We start from the raw sequence: 16,396 nt of genomic DNA on the forward strand, positions 1-16,396 counted from the left end.
TTCCATGCCTGGTCCGAAATATCGTCAGCCCTTGACCGCACCGGAGGTGAGGCCCTTGATCATGTGTCGTTGCAGCAGAAGGAAGATCACGAGGATCGGCAGCATGGCCAGCACGGTGGCGGCCATGACCGGTCCCCAGTTGGTGAGCCCGTCGTTGTTCTGCAGCTGGGTCAGCCCGATCGGCAGCGGGGCGACCGAGGCGTCGTCGGACATGAGGAACGGCCAGAGATACTCGTTCCACTCGTTGACGACGGTGATGATCGCGAACGCGACCATCGTCGGCCCCGACACCGGCAGCACCACCCGCCACAGCAACCGGACGTGCCCCGCGCCGTCCATCCGCGCCGCCTCGATGATCTCCGACGGAATCGACAGGAAGTGGTTGCGCATCAGGAACGTCCCGAAGGCGACGCCGGCGAGGGGAACGATGATGCCCTGGAAGGTGTTCCGCCACCCCCACTCCGCGACCAGCGCGTAGTTCGAGATCACCGTGATCTGGTTGGGCACCATGAGCGCCGCGATGATCGCCAGGAACACGAAGTTCTTACCCGGGAACCGCAGGAACACCAGCCCGTACGCGCTGAGGACACCGAGCACGAACTTGATCGCCGCCAGCGCGGTCGTGATGATCACCGAGTTGCGCAGGAACGTCGTGAACGGCACCGACGTGAGCGCCTCCCGGTAGTTCTCGGGATGGAACGTGCTGGGCCACCACGTGACCGGCTGGGTGTAGATGTCCGGCCGTTCCTTGAACGACGTCATGACGATCCAGAACAGTGGCAGCGCCACCATGACGAGTGCACACACCATCGCCGCGTACCCGAGGGTGGTCAGCACGCGTTCGCGACGACGCTGTGCCCGCGCGGCCGGGGCGACGATCTCCGTCGGCAGCGACGGGGCGACCACATGCTCCTCGAGCGCGGTCACGACCGCTCACCCCGATCCATCACGCGCACCTGGTAGACGGTGACGGCGAGCAGGACGAGGAACATGACGGTCGCGACGGTCGCACCGTAACCGGCCCGGAAGTTGCGGAACGACTCGTTGTAGACCTGGTAGACCATCGTGGTCGTTCCGGTCCCGAGCGGGCCTCCGCGGGTCATCACGTTGATGATGTCGAACACCTGCAGGGAATTGAGCATCACCGTGATCGACAGGAAGAAGGTGGTGGGTCGCAACTGGGGCAACAGGACTCGGCGGAATCGGGTCCATCCGCTCGCGCCGTCGATCTCGGCGGCCTCCGACAGCTCGGGACGAAGGCCCTGCAGCGCGGCCAGGTAGATGACGAACGTGTAGCCGAGGTTCTTCCACATGTACGTGACCGTCACCATGAACAGCGCCCAGCCGGGCTCCTGGTAGAAGTCCGGCACCGAGGTGAACCCGATGCGGTGCAGCAGGTCCTGGACGAGGCCGAAGTTGGGATCGAACACGAACTGGAACGCGACGCCGATCGCGGCACCCGAGATCACGAACGGCGCGAAGATCGCCGAGCGAACCAGGTTGCGCCCCACGAGCTTGCGGTCGAGCAGCAGCGCCAGCGCCAGGCCGAGCACCATCGATCCGACCACCGTCGCCAGGGTGAACACGACCGTGTTGGTGACGATCTGCCAGGTGTCGTCGCGGCTCCACCATTCCCGGTAGTTCTCGAACCCGATGAAGGTCGCCACCGGATCCGAGATGTTCCAGTCGAAGAACGAGAGCCGGATGTTGTCCATCAGTGGCCGGTACGTGAACACCGCCAGCAGCACCAGGTTGGGTCCCACCAGGACCGCGAAGAGTGCGTAGTCACGCCACGGGCGGCCGAGCAGTCCGCGGCCCGGTGGCTGCGGCAGGGTTCTCTCCGGACTCGATGTCACCGCAGCAGTGTTACCGCCGACTGCGAATGGCCGGTGAATGCGCGCGAGATGGGATCTGAACGTCGCGAGGCGATCGGAATCGCAACTATTTGCGCACGAAAAAGGCGCTGCGCGAGTGGTTCTCGCGCAGCGCCTTCGGGTCCGGTCGGGTCAGCGGTTCCAGTCACCCAGTCCGTCGCTGCCACTGAGGATGCCGCCGGCGGTGTTCTGCACGATCACCGGGTCACCCTTCTTCGCGTTCTCGTAGAACCACTTGCCGTCCTCGGTGCTGACGTTGAGGCAGCCGTGGCTGACATTGCTGTGTCCCTGCTGTTGCACCGACCACGGCGCCGCGTGAACGAAGATGCCGCTGTAGGAGATTCGGGTCGCGTACTCGACGTACGTGCGGTAGCCCTCGGGGGCGTCGATCGGCACACCGTACGTGGACGAGTCCATGTACATGTCGCGGAACTTCTCGCCCACGATGTACGTGCCGTTCGGCGTCTCGTGACCGGGCTTGCCGAGCGACGTCGGCATCGTCTTGACCACCTCACCGTTGCGGGTGACCGTGATCTGCTTGGTGTTGTCGTCCGCGACGGTGACCAGGGCGTCGCCGATCGAGAACGTCGAGTGCGAATCACCGGCGTCGACGCTCACCTGGATGTTCGCCGGCCAGAACTGTTCCGGCTTCCACCGCACCTGGCTGTCGTTGATCCAGTAGAAGTGTCCGGCAACCGGCGGATTCGTGGTGACCCGGATGGCCCGCTCGGCGACGGCGCGGTCGCCGACGACCTCGTTGAGCCGGATGATGATCGGTTGCGCGATGCCCACCACCTCACCCGGTGCGGGATTGAGCGACGGCGCCGAGAAGTTCGCCGGACCGATCGGGGCGAGCGCGGGCGTGGCCGGCATGAGCGAGCCCGGGGGCAGCGCCGCCCGCACCTCCGGCGGCAGGTCGAATCCGGGCGGGAGCTGCAGAGGCGGCGTCGGGATCTGGGGCAGCTCCACCCGCGGCAGCTCGAAGGTCGGCATCTGGAATCCCGGGATCTCGGGTCCGCCGGGGAACAGCGGCGCGGCCTGCGCCGGCCCCACCAGCGCGGCACCTGCTGCGGTCGCTCCCACGACGAGGGCTGCGGCCCGGGCGAACCAGCGCCGGGTCCTCGAACCGTGTCCTGCGATCGACTTCCCGGTCATGCGCCCATCCCCTCGTTCGACGACACCGTGTCACGGGCGCCACCGCGATCGGCGGACGCCCGATACATCTTATTTAGACATATCGGGCGGTCACCGACAACACCGACCCGCCGTCAGCCGGCCGCACCCTCGCCGCGGGCGGCGTCGAGCATCGCGGCCAGATCGACGATCTTGGTGCGGGAACGTCCGCTCTCCGCTCCGAGCGCGCGTTCCTTCTTGTCGATACGCTGCCAGCCCTGGAAGTCGATGACGTCGGGCTGGCGCCCGCCGATCAGCTCACCGAGCTGCTCGCGGTCGCTGCCGGGCTGCCCGAGCAGTCCGGCGGAGAAGTCCGACACCAGCATCTCCACGGTGGCCGCGGAGCAGTGCTTGTTGGTGCCGATGACGCCGGTGGGTCCGCGCTTGATCCAGCCCGCGACATAGACGCCGGGGATCGGCGTACCGGTCTCCGGGTCGATGACGCGACCGTTCTCGTTCGGAACGACGCCGCGGCGCTCGTCGAACGGCAGGTCGGCGACGGGCAGGCCCTTGTAGCCGATGGACCGCAGCACCAGACCGGTCGACAGTGTCTCGGTCCGGTCGGTCGCGTGCGCGGACAGCTTGCCGGCATCGTCGGCGACCAGTTCGTTGCGCACCAGGCGCAACTCCTCGACACGGCCGTCGCCGCTGATCTCCGCGGGCGAGGCCAGGTACCGCAGCACGATCCGCTTGCGACCGTCGGAGGTGGTCCGCTTCGCGAACTCCTCGACCTGACGTACCTTCAGCTTCTCGGACGGCTCGGAGTCCGGCCCGTCGACCCACGCCCGGCTGGCGGCGTCCAGGATCGCCTCGTCCGGGTCCACGACGATGTCGACGTCGGCCATCTGGCCGAGTGCGATCAGCTCGGGGTTGGTGTACGCGGCCTGCGCGGGTCCACGACGGCCGACGATGACGACCTCGCGAATGTTGCTGTGCCGCAGCGCCTCCACGGCATGCTCCGCCATGTCTGTCTTGGCCAGCTCGTCCGGATCGGTGACGAGGATGCGGGCGACGTCCAGCGCGACGTTGCCGTTGCCGATGATGACCGCACGCTCACCCGACAGGTCGAACGTGTGGTTCGCGTAGTCGGGGTGGCCGTTGTACCAGGCGACGAACTCGGTGGCGGCGTGCGAACCGGGCAGGTCCTCACCGGGGACCCCGAGACGACGGTCGCTGGCCGCGCCCACCGCGTAGATGACGGCGTGGTGGTGCGCGAGGAGTTCGTCGTGGCTGACGTGCTGCCCGACCTCGACGTTGAAATGGCACTGCACGGTGCGCTTGCTCATCGCCGACCGGAAGACGTCCGCGACACCCTTGGTGCCCGGATGGTCGGGGGCGACGCCGGCACGGACGAGGCCGTAGGGGGTGGGCAGGCGGTCGAACATGTCGACCTCGACGCGCGGGCGGGCGGTGAGTTCGATCGCGGCGTAGCAGGCGGCGGGACCGGAACCGACGATCGCGACGCGCAGCGTCCCCAGCGCCGGGTCCAGCGACTTGGGCTGGGTCAGCTCCGGCCAGTCCGGACCGATGGGGTGCTTCTCGAAGTACGCGGCGTTGATCTCCGGGTACAGCGCGTGCGCCTCGCTGAGCTCGTTCTCACCGAAGATCGCGTCGACGGGGCACTCGTCGACACACGCGCCGCAGTCGATGCACGTCTGCGGATCGATGTAGAGCATCTCCGTCGTGGCGAACTCCGGCTCGTCCGGAGTCGGATGAATGCAGTTGACGGGACAGACGTCCACACACGATGCGTCGTTGCAGCATGCCTGCGTAATCACATAAGCCACAGTTCTTCCCTACCTGTGAGTGCCCGGACCGAAATCTCTCGATCTCGACCCAAGACTATAACGTGTTTCAGTTTGGGTCGAGGCTCCGTTGTACCGGAAAACGATCGGGCGTGCCCCCGGGGTCGCTCGAGTTCATTCCAGCCGGAAACCGACCTTGAGCGTCACCTGCGTGTGCGCGACGACCCCGCCCTCGATGTGACCGCGGGTCTCGACGACCTCGAACCATTCGAGATTGCGCATCGTCTCGTGCGCGCGACCGACGGCGTTCGCGATCGCCGCGTCGACACCGTCGGGCGACGATCCGACGATCTCGATCACCCGGTAGACGTGATTGCTCATCGCCAGTCCTCCTTCACGAACGCATGATCGCCTGTGCCTCGGCGCCCAGCTTGGCCAGTCGCAGATCTCCGAGCGCGGAGACCGCGTTGCCGAGTCTGTTGGTCACGAACGCCAAGGCCAGACCGGTCTCGGGGTCCGCGTACGCGCCCGATCCGCCCACCCCGTAGTGACCGAGGCCGCGGGTGGGCTGCGTGCGACTGGCCAGGATCGGAGGGTGGTAGCCCAGGCGCCAGCCGAGCTTGACGCCGAGCACGTAGTCGCGGTCCCGGGTCTGCACGGCCCCCATCTGTTCGAGGGTCTCGGGCTTCAGGAACCGGGCGCCGTCGATGACGCCTCCGTTCGCGATGGCCGCGTACATCCGGGCGAGGGATCGGGCGCTGAACACGCCGTTCCATCCGGGCATGACGGCGTCGTGCACCGCGGGGTTCCGCACGAGCTCGTCGAAGCCGTCCGGCATCGCGGCCTCGGCGAGTCCCCGCAGGGGACCCACCCGGGACAGGACCGACGCCGTGAGCTGCCAGTCCAGTCCGCCGGGGTTGATGTGCGGGAACAGCTTCGCGATCCGCGGCCTCTGGGCCTGCGGGACCTGGTACCAGAACTCGTCGATCCCGAGGGGTTCGGCGATCTCCTCGCGGACGATGTCGACGAACGGTTTGCCGGTGGCGCGCGAGACCGTCTCCGCGACCAGCCATCCGAACGTCACGGCGTGGTAGCCGGGCCCGCGCAGACGACGCGGATCCGGTGCCGCCGCGGCGAGTGCCTCGACGACGGTGTCGTAGTCGAGCAGACCGAGGCGGCCGGGCACCAGTCCACGGACCTTGTGCAGACCGGTGCGGTGGGTCAGCACGTCGCGGATGGTGATCGCTTCCTTACCCGCCGCCGCGAACTCCGGCCAGTACGTGGCGACGGGGGCGTCGTAGTCGACGATGCCCCGCTCGGCCAACCGGTGCGTGACCGTGCTCGCGACACCCTTGCCGGTGGAGAAGGACAGCGAGACGGTGTCCCGGTTCCAGCGACGATCCCGGTCCGCGTAGCCGGCCCAGATGTCGAGGACCTTCTCGCCGTGCACGTAGGCGACCAGCGCACCGCCACCGTTGTGGGGCTGGCGGTACATCGAGAAGAAGCGGTCGGCGAGCGGCAGGAACCGCGGGTCCACCACCATCTCGGTGCGTGCGTGCGCGGTTGCCGGCGTGCCTGCTGCCGGCGCCACCGGGACGCGTTCGGGGGCTCCCACCGCCGCGCGCGATCCGCTTCCACGCTCCACCTGGATCGTCATCGCGACCTCCGATCCCACTCCTCACACCATTGTGATTGGCGCAGCCTACGGGCGGAAGAGGCCGCCGCGCGGAGAAACAGACATTCGAGATAAGCGGGGCTCGAAAACGTCCTGGTCAAACGCTCGAATTGGTCCATATCTGCTGTCCTCACCTTGTGCCCGGGTCTCAATGGTTGATCACACGGAACTGCAGGAACTCGTCGACGGCGCGGCCACCGATCATTCCGAATCCGCTCGCTGCCACCATTTCGAACGGCGATGTCGCGTCGGTGACCTCGTGTCGATTCACCGACACGGATTGGGCATCGACACGTTCGGCGACCTTGGCCGCTCGGTCGATGTCGGTCCCCCATACCGATGCGCTGAGAGCGTGTGGTGGTTCGCCGATCCACCCGAGGACCCGGTCGAGGTCGTCGAAGCCGACGACGGTGAACACCGGCCCCGCGGCCGCCGTCTCGACCGCGGCACCCGGGACACCCGCATCGCGGATCTCACGCAGCAGCGTCGGTTCGAGGAAGTGCCCGGGGAGGTCGGTGCCCCGCCCGCCGCCGTGGACGAGAGTCGACCCCGCGGCCACGGACCGGGCGAGGAAGTCCTCGACCACCCTCAACTGACGCGCACTGTGGAGCGGACCGATCGACGTCTCCGGGCTCGACCCGTCGCCGACCGTCAGCATGCGCATGTTTTCCGAGAGCGCCTCGCAGAACGCATCCACCATCTCTGTCGGCACGTACGCGCGCCCGGGGCCACCGAGAGTCTGCCCCGCATTGAGGAATGCGCTGCCCGCCAATGCGGTTGCTGTCGCGTCGACGTGCGCATCCGGGAGAACCACCGCCGCACCGCCGCCCCCGGTCGTCGTCGCGACGGGCGTCAGAAACCGAGCGGCCTTGCTGATGATCTTCCGGGCACCTCCTCGGGAGCCCACATAGGAGACTCGGCCGATCCCGGGATGACCCACAAGAGAGCTTCCGGTGTCGTCGTAGCCGACGGATGTGCCGAGGACCCCGTCCGGCAGCACGGCCTCGAGGACATCGACCACTCGCGTGACGGACAGTGCCACGGTGGGCGGCGTCTCGACGATGACCGTGTTGCCGGCAACCAGGGCGGGGGCAATCTTCGCGACCATACGGAGGATCGGCAGGTCCCACGGGATCAGTACCGCGACGACTCCGACCGGCCTGTATTCGATGACCGCCGTGCGGTTTCGGCCGGCGCACACGGGAGCGTCGTCATCCCAATCGATCCGGGCCGTGTCGGCAAGGAACTTCGCGGCCGCGCGGATCTCACCGGCGGACTCGTCGAGGGGCTTGCCGTGTTCCATCGTGAGCAAGGGTGCGACGGCGTCCGCGACAGCGAAGAGTTCGCGCGAGCAGATCGCGAGAAGCTTCTGTCGCGCGTCGCGGTCACCGCGCCATGTCGCGAAAGCGCGCTGCGCCCGCGAGACCAGGCCGTCGATCTGTCGGGCCGTGGCGATCTGGACACTACCGATCGATTCCAGGGTGGCCGGGTTGACGCAGACCCGAGCCTGCGGCCCGGGGCACACCCGGGCTTGCGTGAGAATCGTCGAGACGCGGCCCGTCTCGCGCTGGTACGCCACCCGACCGAACCTGTCGCCGTCCTCGCGCGGTGCGGGGAATCTGGTCGTGTCTCGATTGTTCATCGTGCACTCCTTGTGCATTCACCCGCAGCAGCGCGAGCACCGGACGAGAAGAAACCGGGTAGGACCCCTCGGATCGGGCGATTCGAAACGGCCTCACGATTAACGTAACGGGTTACTATGTAATAGTGAAGTCTGAGATTTCCGCCCGCGCAGGGCGTCCTCGCGACCCGGGCAAGGACCAAGCCGTGCTCGCCGCGACCCGTCGCCTGCTGGCGACGGTCGGCTATCAGCAGACGACGATCTCCGCGATCGCCCGAGCCTCCGAAGTGAACACGCCCGCCATCTATCGACGGTGGCCGTCCCGTGAGGCGCTGATCGAGGAGGCCGTGCACGGCACCGGCGGGCATCCGCTACCCGAGGAGACCGGGGACCTGCGGGCCGATCTGGCCACGTGGGTGCGCATCTTCCTGGCCCGCGCTGCGCGTCCGGCGGCCCGTGCCGGCGTCCCGGGCCTGTTGGCCGACTCGCGGTCCGAGGACGCGCGCAGACGCCTCCTCGCCATCGGAGCCCCCGTACGCAAGGCCTTCTCCGACCTACTCGAAGGGGCGGTCACCCGCGGGGAGATAGCCCCGGGGGCGGACCCGATGTTCCTGTTCGACCTGATGTCGGGCACCACGATGATGCGCGGACTCATGCAAGGCGCCGAGGGCGCCGATACCTTCGTCGATTCGCTCGCCGACGCCCTGTACGTCCTGGCGGCGCACGCAACCGAATCGGCGGGCACCAGCTAGCACCACCGGCACCTGACGGGCCACCTACTCCAGGAGAACTCGATGGCACTACCGATCGATGACGATCAGCGCGCTCTTGCAGACTCGGTCGCGGCCTTTGCCCGCCGCACCGCGCCGATTGCCAGTACCCGCAACCAGTTCGACGCCTTCTCCACCGGTACCGGCCCGGACCCGGTGTGGGATGCGGTGGTGCGACAGGGCCTGCACAACATGCATCTTCCGGAGTCCGTGGGCGGCTCGGATTGCGGGCTGCCGGCGCTGACCGTCGTGGTCGAGGAGTTCGGCAGGGCCCTGTTCCCCGGACCGTACGTTCCCACCGTGCTCGCCAGTGCCACAGCGTCGACGGCCTCGACCGGTGCCGACGATCTGCTCGCCGCCTTCGACGGCGGCGCCACCGGCGCTCTCGTCGCCGGGAACCGGCTGACGGCCAGGGCTGTGGACGGGGGGTGGGAGGTCGAGGGGACCTCCGATCCCACGCTGGGGCTGCCGGGCGCCGACCGAGTCCTCGTGCGTGCCGCGCTGGCGGACACACCCGGCGAGGACCTGTGGTTCTGGCTCGACCGAACCGAACTCGACGGGTCCACGACCACGGCGAAGGTGGCATCCTGCGAGGCCGTCGATCTGACGCGATCCGTGGGACGGCTCGAACTCGCCGGTCACCGGATCGGCCACGGCCGGGCCCTGTCCGGACTCGACCCGGACCGGGTCGATCTCGTCGTCGCCTCACTGTTGGGAGCGGAGGCCAGCGGGATCGCCGCGTGGTGCCTGGAAACGGCCGTCGAGTACGTACGCGCCCGCCACCAGTTCGGGCGCCCGGTCGGCAGCTTCCAGGCAGTCCAGCACAAGGCCGCACTGATGCTGGTCCGCTCCCAGGTCGCCTGCGCGGCCGTGTGGGATGCGGCCCGTGCCGCCGACAGCGCTTCCGACCAGCGGCGTCTCGTTGCGGCGCAGGCGGCGCTCACCGCAGCCCCGGCGGGCGTCGACCAGGCACTCGACTGCATCAGCCTGCTCGGCGGTATCGGGTTCACCTGGGAGCACGACGCGCACCTGTACTGGCGGCGAGCGGTCTCCGTCGCCTCCGCGGTGGGTACCGAGGACGCCTGGTCGACTCGACTGGGAGAAGCCGCACTGCACGCTCGGCGCGACTTCTCGTTCATCGACGCGGACTCGCTACCGGAGGTGCGGGCACGGGTCTCGGGTGTGCTCGACGACGTTCTCGGACTTCCCGAGGACGAGATTCCGACGGAAGGGTGGGCACCGTCCCGTGGCGGCGCCCGCCGGGCCCGACTGGCTGCCGAAGGCCTGACCGCGCCCCACTACCCGGAGCCGTACGGCCTCGATGCGGGCCCGGTGGAGCAGGCGGTGATCGCCGACGAGTTCGCCCGGCGCGGACTTGCCCAGCCCGACACGGGAATTGCGGAGTGGGTGCTTCCCACCCTCATCGCGCACGGCAGCGAAGAGCAGCAGAAGCGGTTCGTGCCCGCGACCCTGCGAGGTGAACTCGTCTGGTGTCAGCTGTTTTCCGAGCCGGGCGCCGGATCGGATCTCGCGGGCCTGTCCACCCGGGCCCGCAAGGTCGACGGGGGTTGGGTGCTCTCGGGACAGAAGGTGTGGAACTCGCAGGCGCGGGAGGCGGACTGGGGCGTGTGCCTCGCACGGACCGACTCGGACGTACCCAAGCACGCCGGCCTGACCTATTTCCTCGTCGACATGAACAGCACGGGCGTCGACGTGCGTCCGCTTCGCCAGGTCACGGGAATCTGGGAGTTCAACGAGGTCTTCCTCGACGAGGTGTTCGTGTCCGACGACTGTGTCGTCGCCGGCCCCGGTGACGGATGGCGGTTGGCCGTCACCACCTTGTCGAACGAGCGACTCAAGATGGGGACCGCCAAGTTCGGCCACGGTTCCGCGGACATGGTCCGCCGGTTGCTCGACGGGGGCGAGTACGGCAGCAGCCGGGACGAGGTTGTCCGAGTGCTCGGCCGCAACACCGCACGCGAGCTCTCGGTGGGAGCGATGAACCTGAAGACCGTGCTGCAACGGCTGCACGGGTCCGAGGACGCCACCGGGTCGGCGACCAGCGTGCAGAAGGTGTTCCACGCGATCGCCCAACGCGAAGGCTCCCGCGCGCTGGTCGCGTTGCTCGGCCCGCTCGGTTGTGTGGGCAGCCCGGAAGAGCCGTATGTTCAGGACTACCTGGGAGTCCCGGCCGTCCTGATCGGCGGCGGCACCATCGAGATCCAGCTCAACGTCATCGCACAACGCGTGCTGGGACTCCCGCGCTGATCGCTGTTTCGCCGTTCTGGAAGGAGCTCTACCGATGACAACCCGCGATGACATCGTCGCCCGACTCACCGCTCCCGGCCAACCGTTCGAGATCGGGATCGAGGACGTGCTCGGTCAGCCGCTTCCCGTCTACACCCGTCGGCACCGCTCGCTCGGCGAACTGCTGCACGCATCAGCGAAGTTCGGGAACCGCGACTACCTGGTGACGCGGGAGAGCCGACTCACGTTCGAAGAGCACCGGTGTCGCGTCGCCGCGCTGGCCGCGGCGCTTCGCACCGAGTACGACGTACGCCCCGGCGACCGGGTGGCGATCTGCGCCGCCAACAGCCCGGAGTGGATTGTCACCTTCTGGGCCGCCGTCTCGCTCGGCGCCGTCGCTGTCGGCATGAACTCGCTGTGGACCGGGCCGGAGATGGCTCATGCCCTCGAACTGACCGAACCCAAGGTTCTCGTCGCGGATCGCATTCGGATGGATCGCGTCGGTGACAGCGGTGTGCCGACACTGTCGGTCGAGACCGACCTGGACCCGATCTTCGCCGCTCACGCCACGGATCGCCTGCCCGATCACGTTGCCGCCGAAGACGATCCGGCGGTAATCCTGTTCACCAGCGGCACCACGGGACACCCGAAGGGCGCGACGCACTCGCATCGCAATGTCCTCACGGCGCTCTGGTTCCATCTTCTCAACGACGCGGTCGCCACCGAACTCGGTGCGGCGCCGGCGAATCGCAGGTTCCTCCTGGCGACGCCGCTGTTCCACATCGCCGCGCTGCACAACCTCGCGGTGGTGCGTCTCGTTGTCGGCGACACCGCGGTGATCCACCAGGGGCGGTTCGACGCCGACACGGTTCTCGGTCTGATCGAACAGGAGCGTGTCACGAACTGGGGCGCCGTCCCGACGATGCTCTCGCGGATTCTCGAGGGTGACCTGAGTCGGTACGACCTGTCGTCGTTGCGCACGGTCACGGTGAACAGTGCGCCCTCGTCGCAGGCGCTGCGGGAGAAGTTGCGTGCAGCGCTGCCCGAGGCGGGCCGATCACTCGGCACCAGCTACGGAATGACCGAGTCCTCCACTGCTGCGACGATCGCGTCCCCCGCGGAACTGCTCGCCGATCCCGCAACCGTCGGGCGTCCCATCCTGACGATGCAGGTCGAGGTTCGTGACGCCGACGGCAACCGGGTCCCCGACGGCGTCGAAGGCGAGATCTGTCTGCGCGGGCCGGGAATCATGCTCGGGTACTGGAAGAATCCCGAGGCGACCGAGCAGGCGACCGCCCCGCACGGCTGGTACCGCACCGGAGATCTCGGCACCATGGACGGCGAATACCTGAGCGTGTCGAGTCGGCGTTCGGATCTGATCCTCCGTGGCGGCGAGAACGTCTACCCCGCCGAGATCGAGAATCGGCTCGCCCTGCATCCCGAGATCCGCGAGTGTGTGGTGCTCGGGGTCGATCACGACGACCTGGGGCAGGAAGTCGCGGCCATCGTCGTGGTCTCGGATCGCAGTACCGTCACCGAGGCCGAGTTGACGGAGTTCACCGGCGCCGCACTGGCGCGCTACAAGGTGCCGACCCGTTGGACGCTCAGCACGGAGGATCTACCGCGCAACGCCACCGGGAAGGTCATCCGCGCACAGGTCGAGTCGAGGGTATGACCGTCGAACTGATCGCCGACGGCCTCGGTTTCACCGAGGGCCCGGTCTATCTGCCCGACGACCGGGTGGCCGTGGTGTCCATGAGTCGCGGATCGGTGATCGTGCTCGATCGGGACGGAACCATCGTGGTCGAGCACCGGGTGGGAGGCGGCCCGAACGGCCTCGCGATCGGCCCCGACGGCGCACTCTATGTCGCCCAGAACGGTGGGATCTGGGCCGCCCAGAGCACCGCCGAACCTGGGGTCCAGGTGATCCGCGATGGCGAGGTGGGGTACCTGGCGAAGGGGATGGGGGCACCCAACGACCTGGTCTTCGGACCGGACGGGCGGCTGTGGGTCACCGACTCGCGCGAACAGTTCGACTTCTCCCGACCCGATCGGGCACTGCCCGGTCGGGTCTGGGCCGTCGACATCGTCAGCGGGGACAGCGAACTGCTCATCGAGGGGCCGATCTTCGTGAACGGCATCGGATTCGACACCGATCGAACGCACCTCTATCTGACGGAGACCGTCAGCGCCGACATCACGAAATACGATGTCGTGGGTAATCATCCGGAGGGTGGAGCCCTTCTACGGACCCTGCCCGATGCGAACCCGGACGGGTTTGCGGTCGATGCCTCCGATCGTCTCTGGGTCGCGACCACGAGCGGCGACCGGATCGACGTCGTCGGCCCGGACGGCACCGTCGAGGCAAGCCACCCGCTGCCCAAGGGCAGCATGCCCACCAATGTCTGTCGCGGACACCCTGACACGGACGAATTCTTCGTCACCGCGGCCGGCGCGGGGGCCGTCCTCAGGCTCACCCGCCGCCGACCGAGTCGACGCACTCGGTGATCCGCCTGGGAAGGATCGAAGATGGTTCGTGACGCCGTGCGCCGTGCGCGCGAGCTGCTGGCGGCAGGTGATCAGGAGCTCGCGCACGAAATCCTGACTCTGGCGCTGGACGCGCAGAGGTTTGCCGCTCAGGACGTGGAGGCGATAGCGGTGGCTGAGGCGACCGGGATGATCGTCCGGATCGAGGCGCCGTCCGGACCACGCGATGCCGTCGAGCGGCGTATCGCGAGGATGGCCGAACTCACGGACGGCTTCGACGCCGACGCCGTCCGGGAGGCGCGCGCGTTCGCTGAGCTCGAGGCGATCGAGTGGGTCCACCTGTACGAGCCCGATGATGCGATCGTGCTGGTCGATGTGATGCGAGCGGCGGAGTCGTTCGCATCGCGTCACATCGGGGAGGATCAACCGCTCGGTGTGCGGCAGGCACGAGGGGAGGCGATGTACACCGCCGAGATCTTGCGACGGCACCTCGGACGAGATCGCCATCAGGTGGCGGTCGGACTCGAGACGCTGGCGCTCACGCTCACCGCGGAATCCGACGAGCGGTTGCGTCACTTGCGTATTGCAGCGCTCTATCAGGCGGCGCAGATCCGCTACGACAGCGACGATGACGTGGAGTCCACGATCGCGCTGATGCACCGCGTCATCGCCGAGTCCGAGTCTCTCCCCTCGGCGCGGGCGCTCCTGCATGCCGCATCTCTCCGTCTGGTCGACGACGAGATCGGCCGCGGGGTACCGGCGGCGACGGCGATTGCCCACGGCCTGCGCGCCCTGGATCTGCCCGTCGAGCCCGGCTTCGAGACGGTCACCGAACAGGCCCGGCATCTCGACCGGGTGCTCGAGCGGCTTCCCGACACCGAGCGCGACCTCGCCGCCGTCGAGCACTCCGCCACACTGGTGGACCGGTATGCCACCTGTGCGTCCGAGGATGCGCGTGAGGCGATCCTGTGGTGGGTACTCAGGCGTGTTCGCGAGGACGCGGGGACCGCGGCCGATCGACAGGTCCTCGCCCACACCGACCACGCGTTCGCCACCGACACGAGTCCGGCCACGACGGCGGCACGGGTTCGCGTGGCGTCACGGCTCGCCGAGTTGACCTCGCGCCTCGGGGACCCCGAGAGTGCCGTGCGACTCTATGAACAGCTCGATGCGCGATTCCCTGGGCACGAGCACGACGAGCGTCTCGTCGTGCCGCTCGCCCTGGCGATGGTCGACCGGGCACTTCGTCTCGCCGACATCGGACGTCGCGACGACGCACTCGCTGCGCTGGCGAAGGTGCCGCACCGCTACGCAACTGCCGCCGGTGTGCCCGGAGTCCCGGCCGCGATCGCCCAGGCGATGTACTGGCGAGGACGTCTACTGCGGGAGGCAGGCGAGCTCGTCGCGTCTCGTCGCGTCATCAACGACACCGTGGATCGCGCGGCCCCCGACACCGACGCCGACGTGCGCCTGTGGGCGGCCAACTCACTCTTCTCCGTGTGGCAGTCACCCGGGCTCGATTCCACCGAGATCGATAGTGCCCTGAATCGTTTCGCGGACCTGTTTGCCAACGATCCGGACGTGCGCATCCGCCGCCTGGACGCCCGGCGCCGCCTCACTCAGTCGACACGCGCGGCAGAACGAGGCGAACGCGAGATGGCGGCGACCCTGCTGCAGGGGCTGGTGGCCGCCCACGCCGACAGCGACGACCCGGACGTCCGCGACACTGTCGAACTCGCGACCGAGAATCAACGGATCCTCGCGATCTCCTCCCCCACCGATGCGGTCCCCGCCTCGGCGGGAGAGGCCCGCTACCGCGATCTGCGCGAACGCCTGTACGAGGCCGACAGGGCGGTCGACGACGGGAAACCCGCGGAGGCCGAAAGGATCCTCGCGGCGATTGCGGCCGACACCGGCGCGGACCCCGACGAGAACACCGTCATGCTCGGGCTCGCGGCGTTGGACGTGCTCGGAGGTCTGCTGCTCGACGCCGGGCGGTGGGAGGAGCTCGTTGCCGTGGCACGCAGCGCGGCCCTGCGCCGTCCCGGTCTCGACACCCGGGCACGCCGGGTGCACGCACGCGGTCACCTGCGACTCGGCATTGCGCTCGGCCGGCTCGGCGAGGAGCATGCAGCGATCGAGGCCTACGAGGCGCTCGAACGGCTCGCCGGCGGAGCGACCGACGGCGACATCGTGAACGCCCGCGAGGTGGCCGCCTACAACCGCGCCGTCATGGTCGACGGACTGGGCGACCCGGTCGCCGCGATCGCCGCCTACGACCACGTCCTCCGGATCCACGACCTGTCCGTCGACTCCGCCGAACGCCGGCTCCGCCGCGTCAAGACACTGCGCAACAAAGCGCTACTCCTGACCGGTCTCGGACGCCTACCCGAGTCGATCCACGCCCACCGACTGATCCTCGACATCGCGGGCGCCTTCCCGGACGCCGAGATCGCCGAACGAGGCCGCAAGTCTGCCTTCGATCTGGCGGCCTGCTACACGCAACTCCGCGAGTATCGTGCCGCGTCGGACCTCTACACCTGGATGCGATCCGCCCATCACCTCGGATTCGCCCGAGACGAACTCGCGAGCATCACAAGATCCGCCAAGACGGCAGCCCGCGCAGCCAGACGCGCACGTCAGTGAGCGCATTCAGCTCGTGGTACAGCGCCGGCCCGCAGAGTGCCGGACCCGCGGAGGTCCCATCCGAGCTGCACCGGCCATCTGTAAAAATTCCCCAGCGCCCTCCCCTGAACCGTGGCACACTGGGCGGCCGGCCACACGACCAGGAAGGGGAACACTCG

At 68.2% G+C, this 16,396-nt stretch carries 12 protein-coding genes; 5 read left to right on the plus strand and 7 right to left on the minus strand.

The window, feature by feature from the left end; genetic code table 11:
- Window positions 1-24: 24 nt before the first annotated feature.
- The 7 genes from DEU38_RS14310 to DEU38_RS14340 form a co-directional block, all read right to left on the minus strand.
- Window positions 25-927 carry a carbohydrate ABC transporter permease gene (locus tag DEU38_RS14310; protein ID WP_397484715.1) on the minus strand — a complete coding sequence of 301 codons (903 nt, stop codon included), beginning with the start codon at window positions 925-927 and terminating at the stop codon, window positions 25-27.
- Window positions 924-1,856, minus strand: a complete 933-nt coding sequence (locus DEU38_RS14315) for a carbohydrate ABC transporter permease (RefSeq protein ID WP_114722078.1) — start codon at window positions 1,854-1,856, stop codon at window positions 924-926. Before DEU38_RS14315 ends, DEU38_RS14310 begins: the two co-directional genes overlap by 4 nt.
- Window positions 1,857-2,006: 150 nt before the next feature.
- Window positions 2,007-3,029, minus strand: coding sequence for a L,D-transpeptidase family protein (locus DEU38_RS14320; protein WP_114722079.1), 1,023 nt, complete (start codon window positions 3,027-3,029; stop codon window positions 2,007-2,009).
- Between the two features lie 113 nt (window positions 3,030-3,142).
- On the minus strand, window positions 3,143-4,834 hold the full coding sequence (locus tag DEU38_RS14325; RefSeq protein WP_181818782.1) for an FAD-dependent oxidoreductase: 1,692 nt from the start codon (window positions 4,832-4,834) through the stop codon (window positions 3,143-3,145).
- Between the two features lie 132 nt (window positions 4,835-4,966).
- Window positions 4,967-5,173, minus strand: coding sequence for a dodecin (locus DEU38_RS14330; RefSeq protein WP_114722081.1), 207 nt, complete (start codon window positions 5,171-5,173; stop codon window positions 4,967-4,969).
- 13 nt (window positions 5,174-5,186) lie between these two features.
- A complete protein-coding gene (locus DEU38_RS14335; protein ID WP_254623049.1) occupies window positions 5,187-6,335 on the minus strand; it encodes a serine hydrolase in 1,149 nt (382 codons plus the stop codon).
- A gap of 280 nt (window positions 6,336-6,615) precedes the next feature.
- Window positions 6,616-8,109, minus strand: a complete 1,494-nt coding sequence (locus DEU38_RS14340) for an aldehyde dehydrogenase family protein (protein WP_181818783.1) — start codon at window positions 8,107-8,109, stop codon at window positions 6,616-6,618.
- A gap of 125 nt (window positions 8,110-8,234) precedes the next feature.
- Here DEU38_RS14340 and DEU38_RS14345 point away from each other — a divergent pair, with 125 nt between their 5' ends.
- Genes DEU38_RS14345 through DEU38_RS14365 form a run of 5 tightly spaced genes read left to right on the plus strand, consistent with a single transcriptional unit; the run spans window position 8,235 to window position 16,238 of the window.
- Window positions 8,235-8,840: a TetR/AcrR family transcriptional regulator gene (locus DEU38_RS14345; RefSeq protein WP_254622661.1), complete on the plus strand. Its 606-nt coding sequence runs from the start codon at window positions 8,235-8,237 to the stop codon at window positions 8,838-8,840.
- 42 nt (window positions 8,841-8,882) lie between these two features.
- Entirely contained in the window at window positions 8,883-11,126 is a 2,244-nt protein-coding gene (locus tag DEU38_RS14350; protein ID WP_114722084.1) for an acyl-CoA dehydrogenase, read from the plus strand.
- A 34-nt stretch (window positions 11,127-11,160) separates the two neighbouring features.
- The gene (locus DEU38_RS14355) at window positions 11,161-12,780 is read left to right on the plus strand and encodes a class I adenylate-forming enzyme family protein (protein WP_114722085.1); all 1,620 of its coding nucleotides are present in this window, start codon (window positions 11,161-11,163) and stop codon (window positions 12,778-12,780) included.
- The gene (locus DEU38_RS14360; protein WP_114722086.1) at window positions 12,777-13,613 is read left to right on the plus strand and encodes an SMP-30/gluconolactonase/LRE family protein; all 837 of its coding nucleotides are present in this window, start codon (window positions 12,777-12,779) and stop codon (window positions 13,611-13,613) included. The genes DEU38_RS14355 and DEU38_RS14360 overlap by 4 nt, the downstream gene beginning before the upstream one ends.
- A gap of 21 nt (window positions 13,614-13,634) precedes the next feature.
- Window positions 13,635-16,238, plus strand: coding sequence for a hypothetical protein (locus DEU38_RS14365; RefSeq protein WP_114722087.1), 2,604 nt, complete (start codon window positions 13,635-13,637; stop codon window positions 16,236-16,238).
- Window positions 16,239-16,396: the final 158 nt, after the last annotated feature.

Source organism: Rhodococcus sp. AG1013 (assembly GCF_003350365.1).
GTDB lineage: Bacteria > Actinomycetota > Actinomycetes > Mycobacteriales > Mycobacteriaceae > Prescottella.

Coding starts and splice junctions, on each gene's coding strand:
- DEU38_RS14320 (WP_114722079.1), bottom strand. CDS start 3,029: ATGACCGGGAAGTCGATCGCAGGACACGGTTCGAGGACCCGGCGCTGG.
- DEU38_RS14330 (WP_114722081.1), bottom strand. CDS start 5,173: ATGAGCAATCACGTCTACCGGGTGATCGAGATCGTCGGATCGTCGCCC.
- DEU38_RS14335 (WP_254623049.1), bottom strand. CDS start 6,335: ATGGTGGTGGACCCGCGGTTCCTGCCGCTCGCCGACCGCTTCTTCTCG.
- DEU38_RS14340 (WP_181818783.1), bottom strand. CDS start 8,109: ATGAACAATCGAGACACGACCAGATTCCCCGCACCGCGCGAGGACGGC.
- DEU38_RS14350 (WP_114722084.1), top strand. CDS start 8,883: ATGGCACTACCGATCGATGACGATCAGCGCGCTCTTGCAGACTCGGTC.
- DEU38_RS14355 (WP_114722085.1), top strand. CDS start 11,161: ATGACAACCCGCGATGACATCGTCGCCCGACTCACCGCTCCCGGCCAA.
- DEU38_RS14360 (WP_114722086.1), top strand. CDS start 12,777: ATGACCGTCGAACTGATCGCCGACGGCCTCGGTTTCACCGAGGGCCCG.
- DEU38_RS14365 (WP_114722087.1), top strand. CDS start 13,635: ATGGTTCGTGACGCCGTGCGCCGTGCGCGCGAGCTGCTGGCGGCAGGT.